Genomic DNA, 22,668 nt, shown 5'->3' with positions numbered 1-22,668 from the left:
CCCTGCGTCGCGCCGCCGAACGACGAAAGTGGACAACCACGGCCGGAGCGGGCGCCGTTGAGTGCCACCGGTGACGTATCCGCCGTATCCCCCGTCTCCGAAGGTCGCTGCGGGCCGCGACTTCCGAGGACTGATCCGGGCAGGCCGTCGCGGCGACGATGGTTCGGCGGAACACAGAGCAGGCGACGAAAAACGGGAGACGTCACGTGGACGACACGCAGCTGCAGACGCACGAGCGGTTCAACGTCCGGCAGAAGATGACCTTCATGGCCAACCGGTACGTGGTGACCCTGGCCCGTCCGGACGGCTCCGAGGGCGAGGTCGTCGCCTACGCCGAGCAGAAACGGACCGCGATCAAGGAAGAAATGACCGTCTACTCCGACGAGTCCAAGAAGAGTGTCCTGTTCACCTTCAAGGCCCGCCAGCTCCTCGACGTCAGCGCCATCTACGACGTATGCGACGAGACGGGCAACCCGATCGGCACGTTCCGCAAGGCGTTCGCCGCCTCGCTGCTGCGCTCGACGTGGAACCTGGACCAACCGGGCACGACGCAACTGACAGGCCGAGAGCGCAACAGGGTGGTGGCCGTTCTGCGCCGAGTCTGGGAGTTCCTGCCGCTCGTCGATTTCATACCGTTCGCATGGCCGTACCACTTCGACTTCACCGAGGGCGACAAGCAATCGATGGCAGTCGACAAGAAGTTCGGCCTCCGCGACCGCTACGTACTCGACATAGCGAACCCGGACCTCGACCGCCGTCTGGCCATCGCCCAGGCGGTGGCCCTGGACGCGCTGCAGTCACGCTGACCGGGCGGCGTGGCCGACGAACTCAGTCCACGCCGCGTCCGCGAACGTGAGCTGCGAGCCGTGCTTGTCCTTGGAGTCGCGGACGTGGATGGTGGCGTCGGGGATGGCTATCGCGACCTCGACGCAGTCCGGCCCCTCGTTGCTGCTGTAGCTGCTCTTGAACCAATCAAGGGCGGTCATGTCTCTCCCAGTGCCTTCTCGATGAGGATCAGTGACTCCCGGGGAGTGAGAGCCTGGGATCGGATGATTCCATAGCGCATCTCAAGGGGCTGAACCTCTCTGGGATCGCTGATCAGGCGGTTGGAGGTCTGGCCCTCCTCATGAGCCACCGTGTTGCCGTCCTGGAGCTTCAACAGACGGATCGGCCCGCCCATACCTGCGTGGTCGTCACGATCCGTGGGCATCACCTGAATCTCGACGTGCCTCAACCGGCCGACCTCCAACAGGCGTTCGAGTTGCTGGCGTAGCACCATTTTGCCCCCGATGGGCCGTCGTAGAGTCACCTCTTCCTGGACGAAAGTGAGCGTCGGCCGGGGGATGCGCTCGAAGACGCCCTGGCGTGCCATACGCGCGCTGACGTGCCGGTCGATTTCGTCCTCCGTGTATGAGGGGCGCCGCATCGTGTAGAGGGACCGTGCGTACCCTTCGGTCTGCAACAGCCCGTGCACGTAGTGGTTGGCGTACGCGCCCAGCTCGACCGACTCGTCCTCCAGTTTCGCCAGATCCCGCACCTTCTTCGGGTATCTGGCCTCGGTCACGTCCTTCTTCATCGCCGAGAGCTTGCCGCCCGCGTCGAGTACGTCGTCCGCTTTGTCCAAGAACTCCGGCTGGGGCACCCGCCGCCCCCGCTCCACCGACGAGACCATCTCCTCGCCGTACCCGATCGAGGCGCCGAACTCCGACTGCCGCATACCGGCGGCTTCCCGCCAAGCCTTGATCTGACGCCCGACAGCTTTGAGTACGGCCGCCGCTTCCTCGTCCTCCACAGGGTCTACCTCTCCCACGTACGGACCGGACAACCGCGGATCGCATCCGTACCGCACCCGGACAGTCACGCTGCGTACCGGCTTCGCCGCTGTTCAGGGTAGATGTACGCGGCCACGCTGAGTGACGTGAACAACGGAATCCATGCCCCCGCCCAACCGGTCGCTGCCACCCGGCACTTCACGATCCTGCTCTCCTCGACCCGCCGCGGAGCCCGCCTCGCCCGCCTGCTCACGGAGCGCCAACTCGCGGAATGGGGCGCCGAGTCCGAGCCCGCGCTGCACGTGGTGGCCGAACTGGCCGCGAACGCGGTGTTCCACGGCCGCGTCCCCGGCCGGGACTTCAGGCTGACGCTCCGGCTCGACGAGGTCGGCGTGCTGCGCATGGAGGTCACCGACGCCCGGGGCGACCGGCGCCCGCGTATCGGCGACCCGGCCGGTGACGGTGAGGAGTCGGGGCGCGGCCTGTTGCTCGTGGCGGCGTACGCGGACGGGTGGGGCGTGACGGACGGCCCGGGGCCGGGCTGCAAGACGGTCTGGGCGGAGGTGAAGCCGGAGCACGGACCGGAGTGACGCCGGATCGTGGACCGACGTGACCCGGTAGGGCCGGACGCCAAAGAGAAAGAACCGGGGAGAGAACCCAACCCACCCGACCGAGCCCGTCATCCACCGCACCGCCAGCAGTCCCGCGTCGCTGACTGCTGATCACTCGGTCGGGTGATCAGAGCCAATTCGGCTGGCGGAAAGGCGGATTGGTCGGGCAGCGTCAGCGCGGACACACAACCGCAAACATGAAACGGCCCCCGCCGGGACTGGCATCCCGAACGAGGGCCTCACCACCTAGGAAGACAAGACCTTCCCGATGACTGATCAGCACTTTAGCGCGCACGCGCGCACCCGGACCGGCCGTTCCCACCAAGGAGTGGGTCACGTCGACGAGCACCACGACGAGCGGTTCACCGTGGTCGGAAACCACCTCGCCCAGCACTCCGAGCTGTCCCTGACGGCCATCGGTCTGGCGGTCCACATCCACTCGCTCCGCAGCGGCACGCTCGTCGGCATCAAGGCGCTGGCGGCGAAGTTCCCCGAGGGAGAGACGAGGATCGCCTCGGCCCTGCGGGAGCTGGAGACCCACGGCTACCTGGCCCGCATCAAGGAACGCCTTCCCTCGGGCCGCATCGTGACGCGCACGATCTCGTACAACAAGCCGCGGACGCATACGGCCCCTCAACTGCCGAAGCCGCACGGCGATCCGGCACAGACTCCGCCCCCGCCCCTGACCCCGGCAGTGCCGACACCACCCCGCCCACCGCAGCCCCACGACCTCCCGGCTCACCGCACCGCCCGCGACGTCCTCGCAGGCCTCCGCACCCACGACCCCCGACTCCACCTGAGCGAGCAGGACGTACGCCGCCTCGCCCCCGCGGTAGCCACCTGGCTGGAACGAGGCGTCACCCCGGACGACATAAGGCGAACCCTCTCGGCAGGGATGCCCCAGGACGGCGTACGCCACCCGGCGGGCTTCCTGACCCACCGCCTCACGGCACTCCTTCCCCCACCCCTCCCAGCCGCCCGCCCAGAACCACCCCGCCCGGCCCCTCTCCAGAACTGCGACGACTGCGACCGCGCATTCCGAGCCGCGACACCGGGCCGCTGCCGGGGCTGCAGCACGACCCACCAGGCCCTAGCGGCAGCGGCGTAGGGAATGGCGTAGGAAATGAACGACGGCTACGGACCCCTGATCCCCATGCCCGAACTCACCCCTGACGCGCTGCGGGCCGCCGTCGCCCGTATCGCGCCCAGCCGGCTTCCGGCGCTCACCCAACACCTCTTCGAGGCCGCGACGAACGCCCAGCAGACCCAGAGCCTCGCCCCGCTGCACGCCTTCGCGCACTCGTGGGCCGTCTTCATCGCGATCGAACAGCACCCGCACCGCGCCGCCCGCCTCCACGAACTGGAACGGATCGTGGACGCGGGGACCAGGAGCCGGCCGAGGCCATGGCCGAGATCCGCGCGATCCGGGCGGCGGCCGAGGCCGAGGCGGCGCCGGAACGGCACCTGGCTGAGCGGTCCGCCGGAGTGGTGAACTTCGGCGGACCGTTCGGGGTGGGCGCGGCCTACTTGCCGAAGTACGCGTCGTACACCGTCACCGACGACTTGTTGCCCTGCTTGTCGGTGATGTTGGCCCGGAAGGAGATGGATTTCGTCTTCGCCGGGTTCTTCACCGTGATGCTGCCGTTCCTGACGGGCGTCTTCTTCCAGGTCGTGCCGCCGTCGTAGGAGACGTACACCGCAAGCGACTTGAGGTTGTCGCCCGTTGCCGCGCCCTGGATCGTCACCGGTACGACCGACTGCCTGTCGGCGGGAGCCCGGCTCGTCAGGTCCGTCTTCGCTGTGAAGCGGGCCGTGGAGATGGGCAGTTGGGAGCGGGTTGTGGTCTTCGAGGAGCGGAACGTCCAGCTTGTGTCGATGCGGGTGGACGTCGTGGCGAGGGCGGGGTCTCGGCGGACCGACGTCGTCAGGCGGTAGTCGGCCGCGTCGGACGGGACCGTGAAGCCCTCGCCATTGCCGTCCAGGGCGTCGGAGTTCTCCGTGAGCTTGGCGCCGTTGCGGTAGAGGGTTGTGTGGACCGAGTCGTATCTCGTCCAGCCTCCATGGCCGGCTCCGTCCGCGTGCAGGGGAAGTTCGCCGGTGATCGTGTCGCCGTCCCTGGAGATGCCCTCGGTTGCGCCGAGGCGCGGGCCCAGGACGCCCGCGTTGAAGCGCGTCTCGTATGTCGCGCCGCCCTTGAAGGCTCGGGGCTCGTCGAAGGCGTAGTACGACTCGGTGGGTGAGGTGCCCTCCTCGTCCGGGGTGCCGTACTGCTGGAAGGAGAGGTCCCACTTGGCGTTGTCCGGCGTGGAGAGGTGGACCGTGCGGGTGCGCGGGAGGTCCCGTGGGTCGGTGATCGGGGAGATGCCGCCGAGTTCCGGGAAGTAGCCGGCCACGCTGAGCTCGCCCCGCTTGCCCGGTGCCGACGCTCCCATGCCGACCTTCACCGTGGCGAGGTCGGCGGGGCGGAGGTGCTTGCGGTAACCGGTCGCGAGCTTGCGGGTGTTGCCGCCGAGCATCACGTCGTACTCGGTGTCCGCGCCCTTGGTCCAGACTCCGATCCACTGCTGGTTCAGCGTGCCGGTGGTGACCTCCGGGCCCAGATGCGCCGTACGGAGGCTGTCGAACGTGTCGACGTCCACGCCCGTCTCGATGTTGTGGTCCTCACCCGCGTACCAGTATCGAGGTGCCACGAATGTCGGCTTCGCCGAGTTGTCCGGCACGGTGATGTCGACCGGCTTCGAGGTGCGCGCGTCGGCCGTCACCGTCATCTCGCCTGTGACGTCCAGCCGCGGCTGGACCAGCCAGTCCGTGCCAGCGCGGGAGTCCTCGGGGTCCTCGGAGATCGTGGTGTCGAAGAGGTAAGTGCCCTTCGGCAGGCGGACCTTGACGGTGCCGGACGCGTCGTGCGGTTCGTGGTAACTGCCCCGCGCGTCACCGGTGATGCCGGCGAGGAACGACCAGTAGTCGGGCGTGGGCTGCCCGTCCCGGCCCACGAACTTCAGCGTCACGTCGTACGCCTCGGCCTCCCGCTTCACCACGGCTGCCGTGCGTACGGACTGGTCGTCGCGCGTTGCCACGACGTACGCCGAATACGTGCCGTCCAGCGTCCCGCCCAGCCTCGTGTCCGTCGTCAGGTCCACGGAGGCCCTGCCGCCCGCCGGGACGGTCAGCGTTTTCGTCCCGAGCGTGAAGAAGCCGGCCGGGGCGGGCTCGCCCTTCGGGTCGGTCGCCGTCACCGCGAGGCCGAGCGTGATGTCCGCCGTACCGAGATTCCTGTACGCGATCTCCTTCGTGACCGGGGTGTCGTCGGTGTGCGGCCACTGCTGCTCGCCGAAGTTCACGGACACGGGCTCGGCGACCACTGTCTGCGCGAGGGCCCGGTCGACGGCGATTCGGCCCGAACCCTGTTGGTAGGGCTGGTAGTTGGCGCCGGTCGTCGAGGCGGTCAGCGCGCCCTTGAGTTCGGCGTACGTCCAGTCCGGGTGCCGCTGCTTCAGGATCGCGGCGGCGCCCGCCGCATGCGGGGCCGCCATCGACGTACCGGAGATCGTCAGGTAGCCCTCCGGATTCTGGCCGACCTCCTGCTCGATGACGCTGCCGGGCGCCGCCGCGGCCGTGATGTCGACGCCGGGCGCGGTGACATCCGGCTTGATGCCGCCGTCGCCGACGCGCGGGCCCCGGCTGGAGAACTCGGCGAGTTTGTCGTCGCCGTCCACCGCGCCCACGGTGAGCGCGGCCTCCGCGCTGCCGGGGGAGCCGATGGTCTGCTCACCGGACTCGCCGTCGTTGCCCGCCGACACGGCGAAGAGGATGCCCTTGTCGGCGGAGAGTGTGTTGATCGCCGTTTCCAGGGGGTCGAGGCCGGGGGTGTCGCCGCCGCCCAGGCTGAGGTTCACGACGTCGGCGCCCTGTTCGGCGGCCCACTCGATGCCGGCGAGGATGCCGGAGTCGTCGCCGGAACCCTCGTCGTCGAGCACCTTGCCGTTCAACAGCTCGGCGCCGGGCGCGACTCCTTTGAAGGCCCCGGCCGACTGGGCGCCCGTACCGGCGGCGATGGATGCGACATGCGTGCCGTGGCCGAAGCGGTCGGTCGCGTCGGGGGACGGGGTGAAGTTCCTGGCGGCCACCACCTGGTCCTTGAGGTCCGGGTGGGTCGCGTCGACGCCCGTGTCGAGGACCGCGATCCGGACGCCCTTGCCGTCGTACCCGGACTCCCAGGCCTTGTCCGCGCCGATCTGGGGGACGGACTTGTCGAGGCCGGCCTTGCGGACCCCGTCGAGCCACACGTGGGCGATGCCGGACGCGGCCCGCGTATTGCCGCCCTGCGCCTCGGTGACCGCCGCCCACAGGCCCGCCGGGTCCCGGGTGCTGACGGCCTCTGCGTTCAGCGACTTCAGTGTGCGGCGGACCTCGGTGTCGTCCGCCGCGCGTACGTCCGCCTTCGCGGCCCTCGCCGTGCCCTGGTAGCCGACGATCACCTTCAGGCCCCGCCCGTGGGAGGCCCGGACCGCCTTCCGGCTCAGCTCTGTGATGTCGAAGAGCCGCCGGTCGAGCCTGCCCGAGGCGATCAGCCGCTGCGCGTCGGCCGGCACGACCAGCGAGTGGCCGGACTCGGACTCCGTGAGCGTACGGATCGCGATGTGCCCACGGCCTGCCGCGCGTTCGACACCGAGGACACGGCCCTTCGCGTCGACGGCGACACGGTCACCGGTGATGAGCGTGACGCGATGCGCGACCGGTCCCTTCGCCGCCACGCTCGACCCGGCCTCTGTGGTCTGCCCGGCCTTGCCGGTCTCCCCGGCCGCCGTGGACCCGCCCGCCGACGCCGGGCCGGTCATGCCCGCCGTCAGCGCCACCGCGGCCGCCGCGGCGACCGTGGTGGCGTACGCCCTCTTCATCTGTCTGTTCACGTCTCCCCCTGGAGATGACAGCAGTACCCCGCGAACTCGGCCCGTGGGGACGGAAGTTGGTACCTCTTCAGGGACGTGAGCGGTCAGGCGGACAGTTGAGTTCCTGCGGAGAAGTCCATCGCGCGTACCGCTCGGGCCCGGCCGGCGGTACCCGAGGCGGACCGGCTCGCGGCCCCCTCCATCGGACGACGGATGACCGGAGGGCGGACGGCAGAAGGGCGACCCCGCCTGCAACTCCTAGGTCATCTCCGGCAGCCTGAGCCAGACTGGGACCCGGACTGGAAGCGGGACCAGGAGCGGGACCGGAAGCGGGACCGGAAGCGGGACCAGAAGCGGCAAGGAGGCGGACGGGTGGCGCAGGCAGGACCGTCGAGGCAGGAGCTGATCCAGCAGGGCAACCGTGCCGGATTCGTCGGCCGGGACACCGAACGGGCCGCGTTCCTGCGGAACTTCGACCTCCGGCCCGGCGACCCCGGACAACGCTTCCGCTTCCACGTGCACGGCACCGCGGGCGTCGGAAAGACCTTCCTGGTACAGGAGTTGCAGCACCTGGCACGCGAACGCGGTGCGCTCACCGCGTACGTCGACGAGCACGCCGGAAGCGTCCCGGAGGCGCTGTCGGAGATCTGTGAGCAATTCGCGTACCAGGGACGGCGGTTGAAGGACCTGGAGCGACGGCTGAGCGCGTACCAGGAGCGGCGGCACGAGGCGGAGGCGGCCGCCCTCGCCGCACTCGCCGGCGGTCCCGCACCGGAGCCGGAGACGGCGTCGGCCGGCAGCAGGGCCGCGGTCGGGCTGGGCCTCGCCGCCGTGGAGGCCACCCTGCCGGGCGGGAGTCTCCTCACGAGCGCCCTCCAGGCGGACCGGCTCGCGCTGGGCGCCGACCGCCTACGGACCGGCCTCGGCGCCCGTTTCCGCAACCCCGACGACATCGAACTCGTGACGTCGCCCGAGAGGGTGCTCACGCCGATCCTGCTCCGCGAACTGCGCGCTGCCGCCGCCGCTTCCTCCTCCGCCTCCGAGTGGATCGTCCTGTTCTTCGACACGTACGAGCGGACAGGCCTGTATCTGGACCCGTGGCTGCACGAGATGATCACCCGCGGCACGGTGGACGGCGGGCTGCCCGCCACCGTCGTCGTGGTCACCGCCGGACAGCGGCCGCTGGACCCCGCCCGCTGGCGCGGCCTGGACCCGGTCGCGGACGTGCCGCTCGCGCCGTTCACCGAGACCGAGTCGCGCAGGCTGCTCGCCGGGAAGGGCGTCGTGGCCGAGCCGGTCGTCGAGGAGGTGCTGCGCCTCACGGGTGGTCTGCCCGTCCTCGTGTCGACGCTCGCGAACAAGCGCCCCGGCGACCCGGACGCCGTGAGCGACCCGAGCGCCGGCGCCGTGGAACTGTTCCTGAAGTCGGAACCGGACGTCCGCCGCAGGGTCGCCAGGATCTGCGCCCTGCCCCGGTGGCTCGACGCCGACGTCTTCCGGGTCCTGGTCGTCGATCGCCCGGACGACGAACTGGACGCGCTGTACGAGTGGTTGACCGGGCTGCCGTTCGTCGGCGAACGCGGGCAGCGGGTGCAGTACCACGACGTCGTACGGGCACCGTTGATGCGCAGGGAGCGACGCAGGTCCCCGCGCGACTGGGCCGGGCGGCACCGGCGGCTGGCGGAGGCGTTCGCCCGGTGGGGCGACGACGTCGGGGCCGGCCGGGAGCCCGAGGACCTGTGGGAGGACGAGGAGTGGCGCGGGCTGCGCCTGGAGGAGACGTACCACCTGCTCTGCGCCCGGCCGCCCGCGGCGCTCGGCGAGGCACTGCGGTCGCTGGTGAAGACCTGCCGTGAGGACGCGGTCGCCGGCCGTCGCTGGGCGCGGATGCTGGCGGAGGCGGGCGACGCGACGGACAACGCGGCCCTCCGGGACATGGGCCGGGAACTGAGCGAGGCACTCGCGGACGACGAGACCGGGGTGGCGGGAGCGATGACCCTGCTCCTGGCCCGGCCGGGGCTGGACACCGGCGGCCGGGCGGCGGCGCACACACTGCGGGGCAGGGAACTGCGCCACGGCGGGGAGTACGGGCGGGCACTGGAGGAGTACGCCCGGGCGCTCGAACTCGATCCGGAGCTGGCCTGGGCCCACTACGGCCGCGGCTTCACCCACCGGCTGATGGACGACCTCCCGGCCGCGCTGGCGGCCTTCGACCGGGCGGACGAACTGGCCCCCGACACCGGGTGGATCATCTCCGAGCGCGCCGAGACCTATCGGCTCGCGGCCCGTTTCGAGGAGGCCGTCGTCGATTTCGACCGGGCCGTCGCCCTCGACCCGACCAATGACGAGACCCTGACCGGGCGTGCCGTCTGCCGACATGCTCTCGGGCGGTACGACGAGGCGCTCGCCGACTTCGACCGTGCGCTGAGCATCGACGGGGAGTACGTGTGGGCGCTGGTGCGCAGGGCTCGGCTGCGCCGCGACAGGGGGGAGCCGGACGAGGCGTTCGCCGACTTCGACCGCGCGGTCGCGCTCGCGCCCGACGAGGCCTGGGTCGCGTCGGAGCGGGGTGACGCCTACCGGCGCGCCCGCCGCTACGAGGAAGCCGTCGCCGAGCTCGGCCGGGCCGTCTCCCTCGAACCGGACTACGCCTCGGCCCTGGCCGGCCGCGGTCAGTCCCTTCATGAACTGGGCAGGTACGAGGAGGCGTTGGCCGGCCTGGACCGTGCGGTCGAGCTGGAGCCCGACTACTCCTGGGCGCTGGTGATGCGGGCCCACACGAAGCACGAACTGGGCGACCGGGCAGGCAAGTTCGAGGACCTGCGGCGAGCCGTGGACACGGATCCCCACGTCGACTGGACCAGTCACGAACTGGGCGAGGCGTACCGCGACGCGGGTCTGTACGAGGAGGCGGTCACCGTCTTCCGCCGCATACTGGAACGCAGCCCGGACGACCACGCCACACTGGCCGGTCTCGGCGCGACCTACCGCGCCATGAAGGACTACCGGGAGGCCCTCCGCCACCTGGACCGCGCCCTGGAGCTGAGCCCGGACTACGGGTGGGCCCACGCCTCACGCGCCCGGGTCGGCCTGGCGACCGGCCGGACCGAGAGGGCGCTGGCCGACCTGGACCGGTGCGTCGAGTTGCAGACGGAGGAGGACTGGGCACGCCGTGAGGCCATCGAGCTGCTGATGCTGTGCGACCGCTGGGACGAGGCGTCCGCGCGGCTGGCCGACATGGACCGTGCGCCGACGCCCGACGACGACCTGGACGACCTGCGCATCGAGGCACACCGGCACACGGGGCGGTGGACCGAGGCCCGACGACTGGCCGAGCGGATGCGGCAGGCGGAGCCGATCGCCGGCATCTTCCAACTGGCCGTGACCGTCAGCAGATCCGAGGGACTGCCGGCCGCGGAACCCCTCTGGCGAGAGCTGGCCCGGATGATCGAGGAGGACGGCGGCCTGGGCGAGCCGGAGCGCGCCCAGGGCCGCTGCTTCGTCGCCTGCGCCCTCGCGGACTGGCCCGCCGCCGACCGGGGCCTGGCCGAGTTCCTGGCCATGAACCCCGGCTGGGACACCCTCACCAACCTCGCCGCCATCCTCACCGACATACAGGAAAGCCCCGGCTCAGACCGAGACCACCTCACCGCCCGCCTGACGGAGATCACAACGGCCCGCGACGAGATCCGATCCAGCTACACCCCATGACGGACGACGAGCCCCGCCCCCCCCCAAGGGGCGCGGGGAACTGCGCGACCGGCCCCCACCGCCCCGCAGCCACCGAACAACCCCCGCCACCCACCCCCTCCGCGGAGCGGAACTAGACGTCGGCACCCGAGCCGGAGGCCCTCCCGGCCCGGTCCACCGGAAGATGGATCACCACCAGCACAACCCCGCTCAACAAAAAGACCCGCATCGCCGCATCGAGCCCGTTCCAGTCCTCCGACTGCCACATCGAGAACCACTCGCCACCGATGGCGATGAAACCGGCTCCGAAGAGCAGCATCAGCATCAACAGCCCGAGCGTGGAGGTCCGCCGCGCCCGGACGTGGTCGTCGCGGAACCACTGGAACGTGCCGAGGATCAGGACGAGCGCGGCGATCGTCTCCCACACGATGATCGCTATGTACGCGGCGTCCTGGAGCCCCTTGGACTCGATGGCCCGCCACATCAGGTCGTCGTCCTTGAAGGTGGTGTCCATGGACAGGACGTGCTGGACGAACTGCTGGTTGGTGCCGAAGTCCGTGATGTTCCCGAACGCCACGAGCGTGATGTAGAGCGCGACCGTGCCGGTGAGCAGGGTCGCGGTGATCGGAAGCGCGCGTGCTGCGGCCATTCTTCAAGTCCCCTTTCGCATAGGTGTGTTGGTCAACCGCGAGGGACCTGCGTGTATGCCGCGCGACGGGTCACCGCAAGCGGTCGACGTACCGGTCCGTCCCCGGCACCGTCGGAATGAAGGGCGCCACCAACTCAACGCGCCCCAGGCCTGTTTCGGCCACGGGAGCGTCCAGCCCCGTGAAGTACGGGTCCCAGCACTCCCGCGGATCCGCCTCCAGGAACCACAACAAAGTCAGCCGCGTATCGACGCCCTCGACCTGCTTCACGTACGTCATGCGGTCGCCGGGGAGCGGGGTCGGGCGGAAGACCGTGACCATGGCGGCGGGGGAGCCGGCGAGGCGTTTGGGCAGGTGGCGGGAGCGGAGCCACTCCAGCAACTCGGCACGCTGTGCCGGTGATTCGGCGTCGATGACCTCCACCACCAGGCCCGTGTACGGGTGGTCGAGCGCGTGGAAGTCGCGCGGTCCGGCGGCCCCGTCCCGGTAGACCGTCGCCTCGTGGTCCTGGAACGCGGTGAAGACGTGCGTGCGGTCCTGGTAGACCCGGCCGTCCCGATTCAGCCGTTTGTTGATGCCGACGGTCCACTTCATGTGGTCGTCGTAGCGGCCGTCGGTGACCCAGTACGTGGAGATGTAGCAGCCGGCGGTGACGGGCTGGGCGACCGCCGACTTCTCGGGGTAGCGCAGGAGTTGGAGGTCGCGGGTCGCGACCCAGCGCCGGCCCGTGTACATCCACGGCATGGCCATCGCGCCCGCGTAGTAGTGGTCGTCCTCGTACCAGCGGTTGTACGCGTACTCGTGGCCCGGATGCGGCTCGACCATCGTGATCAGGGCATGGCCGGGGTGGACGCCGTACGGGCCGACGGCGGCCAGTTCCGCGTACACCTCGCTACGGGTGTCGTTCGGCGTGTCATCGAGCATGGCGCTCCCCATCCCTTCTCCGGCCTTCCTTGCTCGTCCGGCCTTCCTTCCTCCTCCGGACGGACCTACTCTGACGGACCGTCAGATCAACCGCCAGAGCCGGGAGGCCTGCAATGTCACTGCTCCAGGGCAAGACCGTCGTCGTCTCGGGGGTCGGGGCCGGGCTCGGTCACCAGGTCGCGGCGGCCGTCGTGCGGGACGGCGGGAACGCCGTGCTCGGCGCCCGCACCGAGGCCAATCTCGCCAAGGCCGCCGCCGAACTCGACCCGGACGGCGCGCACACGGCGTACCGGGCCACCGACATCACCGACGAGGGGCAGTGCGAGGCGCTCGCCGCGCTGGCGAAGGAGCGGTTCGGGCAGATCGACGCCGTCGTCCATGTGGCCGCCTGGGACAGCTACTTCGGCGGTCTGGAGGACGCCGACTTCGCCACCTGGCAGTCCGTCCTCGACGTGAACCTGCTCGGCACCCTGCGGATGACCCGCGCCTGTCTGCCCGCGCTGAAGGAGCGCGGCGGGTCCGTGGTCGTCATCGGCACGCAGTCGTCCGTCGCCGCCCCGTCCCAGGTGCGGCAGGCGGCGTACGCGGCCTCGAAAGGCGCGCTGACCAGCGCGATGTACTCCATGGCCCGGGAGCTGGGCCCGCACCGGATCCGGGTGAACACCGTGCTGCCGGGCTGGATGTGGGGGCCGCCCGTGGAGGCGTACGTGAAGTTCACCGCGCACACCGAGAGCGTGCCGGAGGCCGAGGTGCTGGAGCGGCTCACCTCCCGGATGGCGCTGCCGGAGCTGGCCACGGACTCGGACGTCGCGGACGCGGCGGCGTTCCTGGCGTCGGACCGGGCCCGCGCGATCACCGGGCAGTCGTTGCTGGTCAACGCGGGGGAATTGATGCGGTAGCCCAATTCCGGCCTCGTTCATGAACATGAACCGAGGTCAGTGAGCAGAACTATTTTACCTCCTCTTGGCAGTACGGGCTGTTGTCGGAGTCATGCCATCGAACCCACGATGAGCGGGCGTCACACGACCCTGGGAGGGGGCATATGAACGGTCTCGACTGGGCCGTGCTCATCGGCTACTTCGGTGTGATGGTCGCGATCGGTGTCTGGTCCCACAAACGGGTCGACAACGTCAGCGACTTCTTCACGGCCGGCGGCAAGATGCCGTGGTGGCTGTCCGGCATCTCCCACCACATGTCCGGCTACAGCGCGGTGATGTTCACCGGCTACGCCGCCATCGCCTACACGTACGGCGTCACTTCCTATGTCACCTGGTCCTTCCCCATCGCCATCGGCATCGCGATCGGCGCGAAGCTGTTCGCGCCCCGGCTCAACCGGGTGCGCTCGCGGCTGCACGTGGCCTCGCCGCTGGAGTACCTGAAGAACCGCTACAACCTGCCCACCCAGCAGGCGCTCGCCTGGTCCGGCGTGCTGCTGAAGATCGTGGACGTGGGCGCCAAGTGGGCCGCCATCGCGACCCTGTTGTCCGTCTTCACCGGTGTCTCGCTCAACATGGGCATCCTGATCACCGGCGCCGTGACGGCCGTCTACTGCACGGTCGGCGGGCTCTGGGCGGACGCGCTCACCGAACTGGGCCAGTTCATCATCCAGTTCATCGCCGGTATCGCGATGCTCGTCGCCGTCATGGCCGAGCTCAACGGCTTCAGCACGCTGTGGAGCGTCTGGGACGAGCCCGCGCTCGACGGCCACACCAAGCCGCTGGCCGGCCCGTACATGATGGTCTTCCTGATCGCCTACCTCTTCATCAAGACCTTCGAGTACAACGGCGGCATGTGGAACCAGGCCCAGCGCTACATGGCCACGGACTCCGCGAAGTCCGCCACGCGGTCGGCCACCCTGTCCGCCGTGCTCTGGCTGCTCTGGCCGCTCGTGCTGTTCTTCCCCATGTGGGTCGCGCCGCTGATCATCAAGACGGACGTGCCGGCCGACTCGTACGCGCTGATGGCCGAACAGCTGCTGCCGCACGGGCTGTTGGGGCTGGTCATCGTCGGGTTCTTCTCCCACACGATGGCGATGTGCTCGTCCGACGCCAACGCGATCGCGGCCGTCGTCACGCGCGACATCATGCCCGCCGTCTCGCACAAGGTGCGCGAGTGGGACACCCGGATGGGGCTGCTGGCCGCACGCTGGGCCACGCTGCTCTTCCTCGGCCTCTCGATGGCCATCGCGACGCAGGTCAACTCCGGCTTCTTCGACGACATCATCACCGTCGTCATCAAGTGGGTCGCGGGGCTCATGGGCCCGATCGCGATCCCGCTGATGCTGGGCCTGCTGCCCTGGTTCCGCAAGAGCGGTCCCACGGCCGCGCTGATCAGCTGGGGGCTCGGCCTGTTCACCTTCTGGCTGGTCAACTACCCGATCAGCTGGAACGTCGACGGCGGCGTACCCCTGCAGTACCAGGTGTCGATCCCGCTCGCGGTCTCGCTCGTCCTCTACATCCTCATCGGATACGTGAAACCGGAGGACACCCCGGAACGCGACGCCCTCATCGCGAAGATCAACAACGACGACGACGGCCGGGGCTCGGCCGCCGCGGCGGTGCCGGCTCCCGCGGGGGCGGCGGAAGGAGTGATGGGCACACCGGTCAAGGACTGACCGGCCCGCCCGTACTGCCATCCGTCCATGCGACCCTGTCCGCCCGTACGACCGTGAGGGTGGCCGCTCCTCGACGAGCGGCCACCCTTCCGCGTCGACCGGACACCCGCCGCCGGGACGGGCACCGGAGCGGGCGTCGGGTGGCAGAGAAGCAGGATCCCCGGTGGTCAGCCCGCCGGGACCGGGGTGGCGCCCGCCAGGGCCGCGTAGCCGCGCGGGTAGCGGGCCAGCCAGCCCGGCGAGGAGCCCGCCGGGCCGTGCAGGGCCGGGCCCTGGGTCATCTCCATCGCGAAGTCGTCCGCGAGGACGAGCATGGTGGGGCGGCCCTCCAGCTCGGCCAGCCAGGCCGGCGGGAGGGCCGTCTCGCCGTGGAGCGAACCGAGCAGGGCGCCCGTGAGCGCGCCGGCGGCCGCCGAGGCGCCGCCGTGGTTCACCGAGAGGCAGAGACCGTGGCGGGTGTCCTCGCCCACCAGGGCGCAGTAGACGGCGACCGAGAGCAGCCCCGCAGCCGAACCGTCCCCGGCCAGGTCCTCGACACGGGCCGGAGTGGGCATGCCCTGCCGTACGGCCCCCAGCGCCTGCTGCAGCGCGTCGGAGACGGGCTGGTGCCCGGGGCGCGCGGCCAGCAGCTGCCGGGCCCGCTGGACGGCCGCGTCGAGGCTCTCACCGCGCGCCAGACCGTGCACGACGACGGCGTACGCCCCCGCCGACAGGTAGGCCGTCGGATGCCCGTGGGTCTGTGCCGCGCACTCCACCGCGAGCTGCATCACCAGCTGCGGCTCCCACCCGACGAGCAGCCCGAAGGGCGCGGAGCGGACCGCCGCCTCGGGACCCCGCTCCTCGGGGTTCTTGGGGGCGTCCAGCGTCCCCATCATCTCGTCGCCGAGCCCCACCAGACAGGCGCGCGCGGGCTCACGCCGGGCGTACAGCCACTCCTCGCGGGCCAGCCAGCCGTCTTCCTTGCGCCGCTCGTCGGGACCCCAGTCGCGCTGTGTGGCGGCCCACCGCAGATATGCCCGGTGCAGGTCCGTCGGTGGATGCCAGGCGCCCGTGTCCCGGCGCACCTGGGCCCGTATCAACCCGTCCATCGAGAACAGCGTCAGCTGGGTGAGATGGGAGACGGCCCCCCGTCTGCCGTGCCCGAAGGCCAGATCGGAGAGCCCCTGAGCCCCGTGCGCCTCGCGGATCCCCTCCATAGAGAGATCGGCGACGGGCGAGCCCAGCGTGTCCCCGACGGCCGCGCCGAGGAGTGTGCCACGCACCCGGCTGCGGAAGTCCTGCTGTTCGGCTCGGCCCCAGACGGCACCGGCTGTCGCACCCACCGAGGCCTCCTACAGATCCCGATCCGATCCCGTGCCGATTCCGTCGGTACGGCCGACAGTCCAGCACTGTAATCGAACGGGAACGGTCGGTTGAAGGTCGGAGCGGTTTGCGAACAGTTGGGGACCTGATCACATTTGGAGGTCTTGAAGGATGTGAAATCCGGAAAAAGGCCGAGCCCCCTCGGCCAGGACGGCGGGCCGGACGAGAGGGCTCTTTCGTGGTGCTTGTGAAGTTGTTGATGCAGTTGTTCGGAGCAGTTGTTGATCTCGTTGTCGGTGCTCTTGCCGCGTTGGTGCTCGTGCTGCGCGAGGCATCCGGTGCTGGGGTCAGACGGTGCCCCGGCTCACCTCTGCCACGAAGGCGTTCCACGAGCCGGCCGCGAAGGCCAGCGTCGGGCCCTCGTGGACCTTGGAGTCGCGGACGGCCAGCGCCGTCAGGACGGGGGACTTGACTTCGACGCACGCGCCGTTGCCTTGGGAGTACGAGGACTTCGTCCACGTATCCGTGGCGCCCTGCTTGATTGCCATGTTCGCTCCGGTAGCCAGTTGCTGAGTTGCTGTCACCGCACTGCGGGTTCGTTCCGGAACCCACGGTTCGGATTGCGCCAAGGTTGTTGCTCCTTGGCGTGATCGACGCTACTCGCCAACATCGGCGTACGAAGCGACTATTCACTCGACCGGGTGGCATATACCAGTGGAGTCTTCCGTCGAGATACCGCGAGGGTGTATTGTCCGGCGCCCTCTCGCCGAGAGCGGTGGAAATTCGGCCCAACACCGCCTCGCGCGCCGCCCGGTGACGCCTCGTCCCACCGGTGGCGCCCTGCCTCAGGACATCGCCACGGTGGCGTAGTCCTTGGCGACGTCCGCGATGAACTCCCGGGACTGGTCCGCGTTCAGGGCCTGCGCCCGCAGATGCTCGTACATGACGCTGTACTTCTGGACGTCGTTCGCCTTCTCCAGGTACAGGTCGCTGGTGACGCCCTCGATGTAGACCACGCTGGAGTCGGCCGCGTCCGGGAACTCCAGGATCGCGTACTGCCCGCTGACCCCGGGATGGGCGCCCATGGTGAACGGAATGACCTGGACCGTCACGTGCGGCACGTGGGACATCTCGACGAGATGCTCCAACTGCTCGATCATCACCTGTTTGTTGCCGACGGTCCGGCGCAGCGCGGCCTCGTCGAGCACGGCCCACAGCCGCAGCGGGTTCTCCAGGTCGGAGATACGTTCCTGTCGCCGCAGCCGTACCTGCACGCGCTTCTCGATGTCGCCGGGTGCCGCCTCCGGGAGCGCGCCCTGGATCAGGGACTCGGCGTACGGACGGGTCTGCAGCAGGCCCGGGACGACCAGCGGGTCGTACACGCGCAGGCTCGCCGCGTCCGTCTCCAGACCGATGTAGACGCTGTACGGGATGTCGCCGAAGGAGTGCCACCAGCCCTGCTGGCGCGAGTCCTTGGCCATCTGCATCAGCGAATCGACGATGCGGACGTCCTCGACCTCGTACACGCCGCACAGATCGCGGACGTCGCGCTGGCTGATGCTGCGCCGCCCGTTCTCCAGGCGGCTGATCTTCGACTGCGAGACGAGCAGCCGCTCGGCCACTTCTTCTGCCGTCATGCCCTTGAGCTCGCGGAGCCGGCGCAGCTCCTGGCCCAACCGGCGTCGCCTGACGGTGGGATTGACATTGGACGCCACGGGACGTGCACCTCCGGCTGCGTACTGTCTGTACTTTGCGTATCTGCTGTTGAGCAGATTGCCACCAAGGCGCTTGCTACCGCTGGGAAACAGCGGATATGCCGTGCGTACCCGCCACTTGTCGCCACCTCGCGCCACCTGGCGTGGAAGAGTGGTGAGAAGTGTGATGAGACGCGCGGTTGTACGTGGAGATACGTGACGTTGCGATACATGCGACTTGGCGGCACATGAGATGACATGCCGACGCGCGGGGCGGCGGGCCGTGTCGTCGTCCGGACGTACGGCCCACCGCCCCGCGCGGCCCAGCGGCTCCCGGACCGGGTCTTGGGGACGTCGGTGCGGCGCTGACGTGCGTGACGCGCGGTGTGTGCCGCGTGCTGCACGGTGGGTGCTGCGGTTGTCGGGTCCTGCTGGTCCTGCTTGTCCTACGGGTACTGCTGTGCTGCGGTCGTGCCGGCGGGTGCCGTGGGACTGCGGCTCAGTGAGCCACGGCACGCGCCATCGAACCGCGGCGCGGTTGCATCGGGACGCCCCTGGCGGGCTCCGGTGCGGGCCTGGCTCCGGGGGCGGCCTGACGGCCGGCCGGTGCCGGGCTGCGGCGTGGCTGAGCGGCCACACCGTTCTGGACGTCCATCACGGCGTGCGCCACGAGGCCGCCCATGGGGTCGTGCCTGATCAGGTCCCGGAGGCGGGAGCGCGACGAACGCCCTTCGTTCCCCGGGTAGAGGTGCTTGCCCAGGCCGACGGCGTGCGCCAGCGCGGCCAGCGCGGCGGTCCGCGGATCCGGCGGTACGCCGGTGCGGATCGCGCTGTCCAGCCGGGCCCTGATCTCCCGGCTGATCTCCGTGTCCGTCGCCTGATAGCGAGTCGTCGGAAGCACCCCGCACATCTGTCCCGCCACGGCATGCACCATGCCGCACCGCTCCAGATGCGAGAGATAGGTCTGGCGCAGCCCCAGTCGGGGTCCGCCGATCCAGTTCACAGCGCGTACTGGAGCACCCCGCCTGCGGAGTAGTTCCAGCGCACAGTCCAAGGTCGGATCTCCGGTCGGCCGTGGTGCCACCACGGCGATACGATCCCCGTCTGGGGCTATCCGTCCGGCCAGCGCCAGCTCCACTAGCTGCGCTCCGGCCAGACCTAGGTCGAGCGACTGCGGCTGTGCGGTGGTACCCGTGGTCGGGTCCAGCGCCAGCAGCAGAAGCTCCTCCGGAAGTGTTCTGCGGCTCCTGCCCATCCATGCCTCCCCGCGTGGATGAATGACAGGGTGACCCCTCTCACATTGGTCTGTCGAGAGTGCGTGACCGGAATGTAGTGGAACCGATAGGTATGTCGTTCTCGTCTACCACGGGGGTTAAGCCCGCACACAGGACACTGGTACATGGTTCGGACACGGGATGTCCGGGCGTGTGTGCACTGCTTGGCGGGTTCATGGTTCGGTTGGCCGCACGGAGTTGTGGCACATGGAGGAGGCACCGGTGGCGGGCGAGTCCCCCGACAGGTCGAAGCAGCACGAGTCGTCGGCAGAACCGACGTCGGGGAGCAAGGCTCCGGTTCCGGATCCGCGGCTGGCGGTCGCCAGGGAGGCCGTGACGGCGGCATCCCGGGTGGACACGGCCACGGCGGTGTTCTCGACGAAGCGCTCCGCGGGGTCGGAGGGATCCGTCTCCGCGAGTTCCCAGGGGAGTGACGGTTCTGCGGACCGCGAGTCCGCCGGGAAGGGCCCCGCCAAGGGCACCGAGGGCGGTGACGCGCGTCTGCGGGACGTGGTGGCCGCGTGGGTCGCGACAGCGGACGAGGAGGCCCCTGAGGGCGCCTCTGGCGCCGGCGACTCCGATGGCACGGAAGGTTCCGGTGCCGCCGAGGGGTCCGACGGTCCGGAATCGGACACATCGGGTTCGGCCGGTTCGGCCGGGGGCGACGCGGAGGGTCCGGACGCCGCTGAGGGCGCCTCTGGCGCCGATGACTCGGACGGCGAGGGTGAGTCCGGTGCGGAGGGCGGTGCGGCTGGGGCCGAGCCGGAGCCCGAGACCGAGGACGCCGAGCCGGAGGGCGCCGCTGACGCGGAGGCCCCGGCCGAGGACGACGCCCCCGCAGACACCGACTCCGCCGCCGAGACCGACGGCGACGACGACGCGGAGCCCGCTGGTGGCGTCGACGCCGACGCCGAGCGGGAGCCCGAGGGCGAGTCGCGGAGCGAGACGACCGACGAGGCGAAGGATCAGCCGGAGGACGAGCCGGAGGCCGGTGCCGACGCGAAGGCGGGCGCTGCGCCCGAGGCCGTCGCGTCCGTCGCGTCCGACAAGTCCGAGGGTGAAGGTTCCGGCGACGGTGACGCCGACGCGAAGGCCGACGCCGTGTCCGAGCCCGGTGCCGCCTCCGATGCGGACGAACCGGCTGACGAAGCCCCCGCTGAGGTCAAGGCCGACGCCGCGAAGGTCGACGCCGTGCCCGATGCGGGCGAACCCGCTGACGAAGTGCCCGCTGAGGCCAAGGCTGACGCCGCGAAGGCCGACGCCGTCGCCGATGCGGACGAAGCCGCAGGTGAAGACCCCGGCGAGGGCAATGCCGACGTCGATGTGAAGGGCGAATCCGAGTCCGACGCGGGCCGGTCCGACGCGGTGGCCGCCGGTGACGGTGACGCCGGGTCGGGCGCGGACGTGGACGCGGACTCCGACGACGCCCCCGAGCCCCCCGTCGACCAGCCCACCGCCATCTTCAAGATGCCGGCGCGTGCCGTGGACCAGCCCACCACCATGCTCAAGCTGGGCGGCGCCAAGCCGGGTGCCGAGACCGACGAGAAGTCCAGGACCGGGACGGACGCCGGGACGGACAAGGGCACGGCAACCGAGCCCAAGCCCGAGCCCGGTGCCGGGCCCGACAAGGGTGCCGACCGTGCCGCCGAGGAGAAGCCCGCTCCGGCCTGGGCCGCCAAGCCCTCCACCGAGCCGGAGTCCGAGCGCACCAGCAAATTCGTAGCGCTCAAGCCGCTCGACGAGCCCGCGCCGCCGAAGGCGAGGCCGGTCGTGCCGCCGGCGGTTCCGCCGGCCGCCGAGACCGCCGCCATCCCGCAGGTCGGCCCGGAGCGGACGACGCAGCAACCCCTGCCGCCGAAGCCCCCGTTGGACCTGCTGGCGGAGCTGACGAACACGCCGCCGCCCCGGCAGACCCCGGTGCGGACCGTCGTACGGCGGGTCAAGATCTGGACGCCGCTGGTGCTGCTGCTGGCCGTGGTGTTTGCAGTCGTACAGGCCGTACGCCCGCTGCCCACCCCCACGCTCGCGCTGACGGCCGACGAGTCGTACGCCTTCGAGGGGAACAAGGTCACCCTCCCCTGGCCCGACGAGGGCCAGGGCTGGATGGACGTGAACGGCATCGGCACGGTCGACACGTTCGGTGAGCAGAAGCCGGTCGCCATCGGCTCGGTCGCCAAGGCCATGACGGCGTACGTGATCCTCAAGGAGCACCCGCTGAAGCCCGGCGAGGACGGCGCGAAGATCCCCGTCGACGCGAAGGCGGAGACGGAGGGCGGCTACGACGCGCAGGGCGAGTCGACGCTCAACACCGTCAAGGAGGGCGACACCCTCACCGAGAAGGACGCCATCGCGGCCATCATGATCCCCTCCGCGAACAACATCGCCCGGCTGCTGGCCCGTTGGGACTCGAACGGTTCCGAGGAGGCGTTCGTCAAGAAGATGAACGACGCCGCCAAGGACCTCGGGATGACCGACACGACGTACACCGACCCCTCGGGCCTCAAGGAGACCACCGTCTCCACCGCCGAGGACCAGGTGAAGCTCGGCAACGAGCTGGTGCGGATGCAGGCGCTGGTGGACATCACCAAGCTCCCCACCTGGGTGGACCCGTCCGGCAAGAAGTGGGACAACTACAACCGCCTCGTGCCGTACAACAACGCCATCGGCATCAAGACCGGCTCCACCACCAAGGCCGGCGGCAACCTGCTGTTCGCCGCCACCCAGGAGGTCGGCGGCGAGAACGTCATCGTCGTCGGCGCGGTCCTCGGCCAGCACAAGCCGCCGATCATCGACACGGTCAACGCGGTCAGCAAGGAGGCGATGATCGCCGCCCAGGAGGCGCTGACCTCGCAGAAGATCCTGAAGAAGGGTGACGTCGTGGGGTACGTGGACGACGGGCTCGGCGGTCGGACGCCGGTCGTGGCCACGAAGGACGTCTCCGCGGTGGGCTGGGCCGGACAGACCGTCAAGCTGAAGCTGAGCGAGGACGGCGCCGCCATCCCGCACACGGCGAAGGCGGGAACCGAGGTCGGCTCCCTGAGCGTCGGTGACGGCACGAGCGGCAACGCGGTCGAGGTGCCGGTCGCGCTCCAGTCGGACCTCGTCGAACCGGGCTACGGGCCCAAGCTCACCCGGGTGAGCTGACGGGACGTACGCAACTGCGGCGGCTTGGGGGCGTAATGCTCCCAAGCCGTGCCGAAACGGTCGTACGCCGCCGACGGAGTACCGCCCCGGCGCTCTGGGCCGGGGCG

17 protein-coding genes are annotated in these 22,668 nt (G+C 70.2%); 8 read left to right on the top strand and 9 right to left on the bottom strand.

Annotation, left to right across the window (positions count from 1 at the left end):
* Nucleotides 1–206: 206 nt before the first annotated feature.
* Entirely contained in the window at nt 207–806 is a 600-nt protein-coding gene (locus tag OG718_RS25005; RefSeq protein ID WP_398938184.1) for a hypothetical protein, read from the top strand.
* On the opposite strand, the gene OG718_RS25000 is transcribed toward OG718_RS25005, so the two are convergent.
* Nucleotides 798–986, bottom strand: a complete 189-nt coding sequence (locus OG718_RS25000) for a DUF397 domain-containing protein (RefSeq protein WP_328845220.1) — start codon at nt 984–986, stop codon at nt 798–800. The genes OG718_RS25005 and OG718_RS25000 overlap by 9 nt on opposite strands.
* Nucleotides 983–1,792, bottom strand: coding sequence for a helix-turn-helix domain-containing protein (locus OG718_RS24995; RefSeq protein WP_328845219.1), 810 nt, complete (start codon nt 1,790–1,792; stop codon nt 983–985). The genes OG718_RS25000 and OG718_RS24995 overlap by 4 nt, the downstream gene beginning before the upstream one ends.
* 102 nt (nt 1,793–1,894) lie before the next feature.
* Here OG718_RS24995 and OG718_RS24990 point away from each other — a divergent pair, with 102 nt between their 5' ends.
* From OG718_RS24990 to OG718_RS24980, 3 genes are all read left to right on the top strand, one after another.
* Nucleotides 1,895–2,362, top strand: a complete 468-nt coding sequence (locus OG718_RS24990) for an ATP-binding protein (RefSeq protein ID WP_443055142.1) — start codon at nt 1,895–1,897, stop codon at nt 2,360–2,362.
* 289 nt (nt 2,363–2,651) lie between these two features.
* The gene (locus tag OG718_RS24985) at nt 2,652–3,491 is read left to right on the top strand and encodes a helix-turn-helix domain-containing protein (RefSeq protein ID WP_143639914.1); all 840 of its coding nucleotides are present in this window, start codon (nt 2,652–2,654) and stop codon (nt 3,489–3,491) included.
* Between the two features lie 15 nt (nt 3,492–3,506).
* The gene (locus tag OG718_RS24980) at nt 3,507–3,875 is read left to right on the top strand and encodes a hypothetical protein (protein ID WP_260695363.1); all 369 of its coding nucleotides are present in this window, start codon (nt 3,507–3,509) and stop codon (nt 3,873–3,875) included.
* 31 nt (nt 3,876–3,906) lie between these two features.
* On the opposite strand, the gene OG718_RS24975 is transcribed toward OG718_RS24980, so the two are convergent.
* Nucleotides 3,907–7,281, bottom strand: coding sequence for a S8 family serine peptidase (locus tag OG718_RS24975; RefSeq protein ID WP_328847827.1), 3,375 nt, complete (start codon nt 7,279–7,281; stop codon nt 3,907–3,909).
* A gap of 363 nt (nt 7,282–7,644) precedes the next feature.
* On the opposite strand from OG718_RS24975, the gene OG718_RS24970 reads away from it, so the two are divergent.
* Nucleotides 7,645–10,983 carry a tetratricopeptide repeat protein gene (locus OG718_RS24970; protein WP_328845217.1) on the top strand — a complete coding sequence of 1,113 codons (3,339 nt, stop codon included), beginning with the start codon at nt 7,645–7,647 and terminating at the stop codon, nt 10,981–10,983.
* A 112-nt stretch (nt 10,984–11,095) separates the two neighbouring features.
* Here OG718_RS24970 and OG718_RS24965 read toward each other — a convergent pair whose 3' ends face one another.
* The gene (locus OG718_RS24965; RefSeq protein ID WP_328845216.1) at nt 11,096–11,611 is read right to left on the bottom strand and encodes a DUF2165 domain-containing protein; all 516 of its coding nucleotides are present in this window, start codon (nt 11,609–11,611) and stop codon (nt 11,096–11,098) included.
* 70 nt (nt 11,612–11,681) lie between these two features.
* On the bottom strand, nt 11,682–12,533 hold the full coding sequence (locus OG718_RS24960) for a hypothetical protein (RefSeq protein ID WP_328845215.1): 852 nt from the start codon (nt 12,531–12,533) through the stop codon (nt 11,682–11,684).
* 113 nt (nt 12,534–12,646) lie between these two features.
* On the opposite strand from OG718_RS24960, the gene OG718_RS24955 reads away from it, so the two are divergent.
* Both OG718_RS24955 and OG718_RS24950 read left to right on the top strand, forming a co-directional pair.
* Nucleotides 12,647–13,432, top strand: coding sequence for an SDR family oxidoreductase (locus OG718_RS24955; RefSeq protein ID WP_328845214.1), 786 nt, complete (start codon nt 12,647–12,649; stop codon nt 13,430–13,432).
* A gap of 143 nt (nt 13,433–13,575) precedes the next feature.
* A complete protein-coding gene (locus OG718_RS24950) occupies nt 13,576–15,147 on the top strand; it encodes a sodium:solute symporter family protein (protein ID WP_143638721.1) in 1,572 nt (523 codons plus the stop codon).
* A gap of 167 nt (nt 15,148–15,314) precedes the next feature.
* On the opposite strand, the gene OG718_RS24945 is transcribed toward OG718_RS24950, so the two are convergent.
* The 4 genes from OG718_RS24945 to OG718_RS24930 all read right to left on the bottom strand — a co-directional run bounded on the left by OG718_RS24945 (nt 15,315) and on the right by OG718_RS24930 (nt 19,398).
* Nucleotides 15,315–16,469 carry an ADP-ribosylglycohydrolase family protein gene (locus tag OG718_RS24945; protein ID WP_143638723.1) on the bottom strand — a complete coding sequence of 385 codons (1,155 nt, stop codon included), beginning with the start codon at nt 16,467–16,469 and terminating at the stop codon, nt 15,315–15,317.
* Between the two features lie 327 nt (nt 16,470–16,796).
* The gene (locus OG718_RS24940) at nt 16,797–16,997 is read right to left on the bottom strand and encodes a DUF397 domain-containing protein (protein WP_055615876.1); all 201 of its coding nucleotides are present in this window, start codon (nt 16,995–16,997) and stop codon (nt 16,797–16,799) included.
* 297 nt (nt 16,998–17,294) lie between these two features.
* A complete protein-coding gene (locus tag OG718_RS24935) occupies nt 17,295–18,164 on the bottom strand; it encodes a helix-turn-helix domain-containing protein (RefSeq protein WP_143638725.1) in 870 nt (289 codons plus the stop codon).
* A 478-nt stretch (nt 18,165–18,642) separates the two neighbouring features.
* Entirely contained in the window at nt 18,643–19,398 is a 756-nt protein-coding gene (locus tag OG718_RS24930) for a GOLPH3/VPS74 family protein (protein WP_055615874.1), read from the bottom strand.
* Between the two features lie 226 nt (nt 19,399–19,624).
* On the opposite strand from OG718_RS24930, the gene OG718_RS24925 reads away from it, so the two are divergent.
* Entirely contained in the window at nt 19,625–22,561 is a 2,937-nt protein-coding gene (locus OG718_RS24925) for a D-alanyl-D-alanine carboxypeptidase (RefSeq protein WP_328845213.1), read from the top strand.
* Nucleotides 22,562–22,668 lie beyond the last annotated feature (107 nt).

It is taken from the genome of Streptomyces sp. NBC_00258 (genome assembly GCF_036182465.1).
In the GTDB taxonomy this organism is placed as follows: Bacteria; Actinomycetota; Actinomycetes; order Streptomycetales; family Streptomycetaceae; genus Streptomyces.
The sequence above is the reverse complement of the archived record's forward strand: the minus strand, read 5'-3'. Positions and strand labels throughout refer to the sequence as shown.

Bases quoted from the DNA above. Each gene is read 5' to 3' on its own strand.
- OG718_RS24955 (WP_328845214.1), top strand. From the start codon at position 12,647: ATGTCACTGCTCCAGGGCAAGACCGTCGTCGTCTCGGGGGTCGGGGCC.
- OG718_RS24980 (WP_260695363.1), top strand. From the start codon at position 3,507: ATGAACGACGGCTACGGACCCCTGATCCCCATGCCCGAACTCACCCCT.
- OG718_RS24990 (WP_443055142.1), top strand. From the start codon at position 1,895: ATGTACGCGGCCACGCTGAGTGACGTGAACAACGGAATCCATGCCCCC.
- OG718_RS24975 (WP_328847827.1), bottom strand. From the start codon at position 7,281: ATGAAGAGGGCGTACGCCACCACGGTCGCCGCGGCGGCCGCGGTGGCG.
- OG718_RS24960 (WP_328845215.1), bottom strand. From the start codon at position 12,533: ATGCTCGATGACACGCCGAACGACACCCGTAGCGAGGTGTACGCGGAA.
- OG718_RS24940 (WP_055615876.1), bottom strand. From the start codon at position 16,997: ATGGCAATCAAGCAGGGCGCCACGGATACGTGGACGAAGTCCTCGTAC.
- OG718_RS24930 (WP_055615874.1), bottom strand. From the start codon at position 19,398: ATGGGCAGGAGCCGCAGAACACTTCCGGAGGAGCTTCTGCTGCTGGCG.
- OG718_RS24925 (WP_328845213.1), top strand. From the start codon at position 19,625: ATGGAGGAGGCACCGGTGGCGGGCGAGTCCCCCGACAGGTCGAAGCAG.
- OG718_RS24965 (WP_328845216.1), bottom strand. From the start codon at position 11,611: ATGGCCGCAGCACGCGCGCTTCCGATCACCGCGACCCTGCTCACCGGC.
- OG718_RS24985 (WP_143639914.1), top strand. From the start codon at position 2,652: ATGACTGATCAGCACTTTAGCGCGCACGCGCGCACCCGGACCGGCCGT.
- OG718_RS25000 (WP_328845220.1), bottom strand. From the start codon at position 986: ATGACCGCCCTTGATTGGTTCAAGAGCAGCTACAGCAGCAACGAGGGG.
- OG718_RS24950 (WP_143638721.1), top strand. From the start codon at position 13,576: ATGAACGGTCTCGACTGGGCCGTGCTCATCGGCTACTTCGGTGTGATG.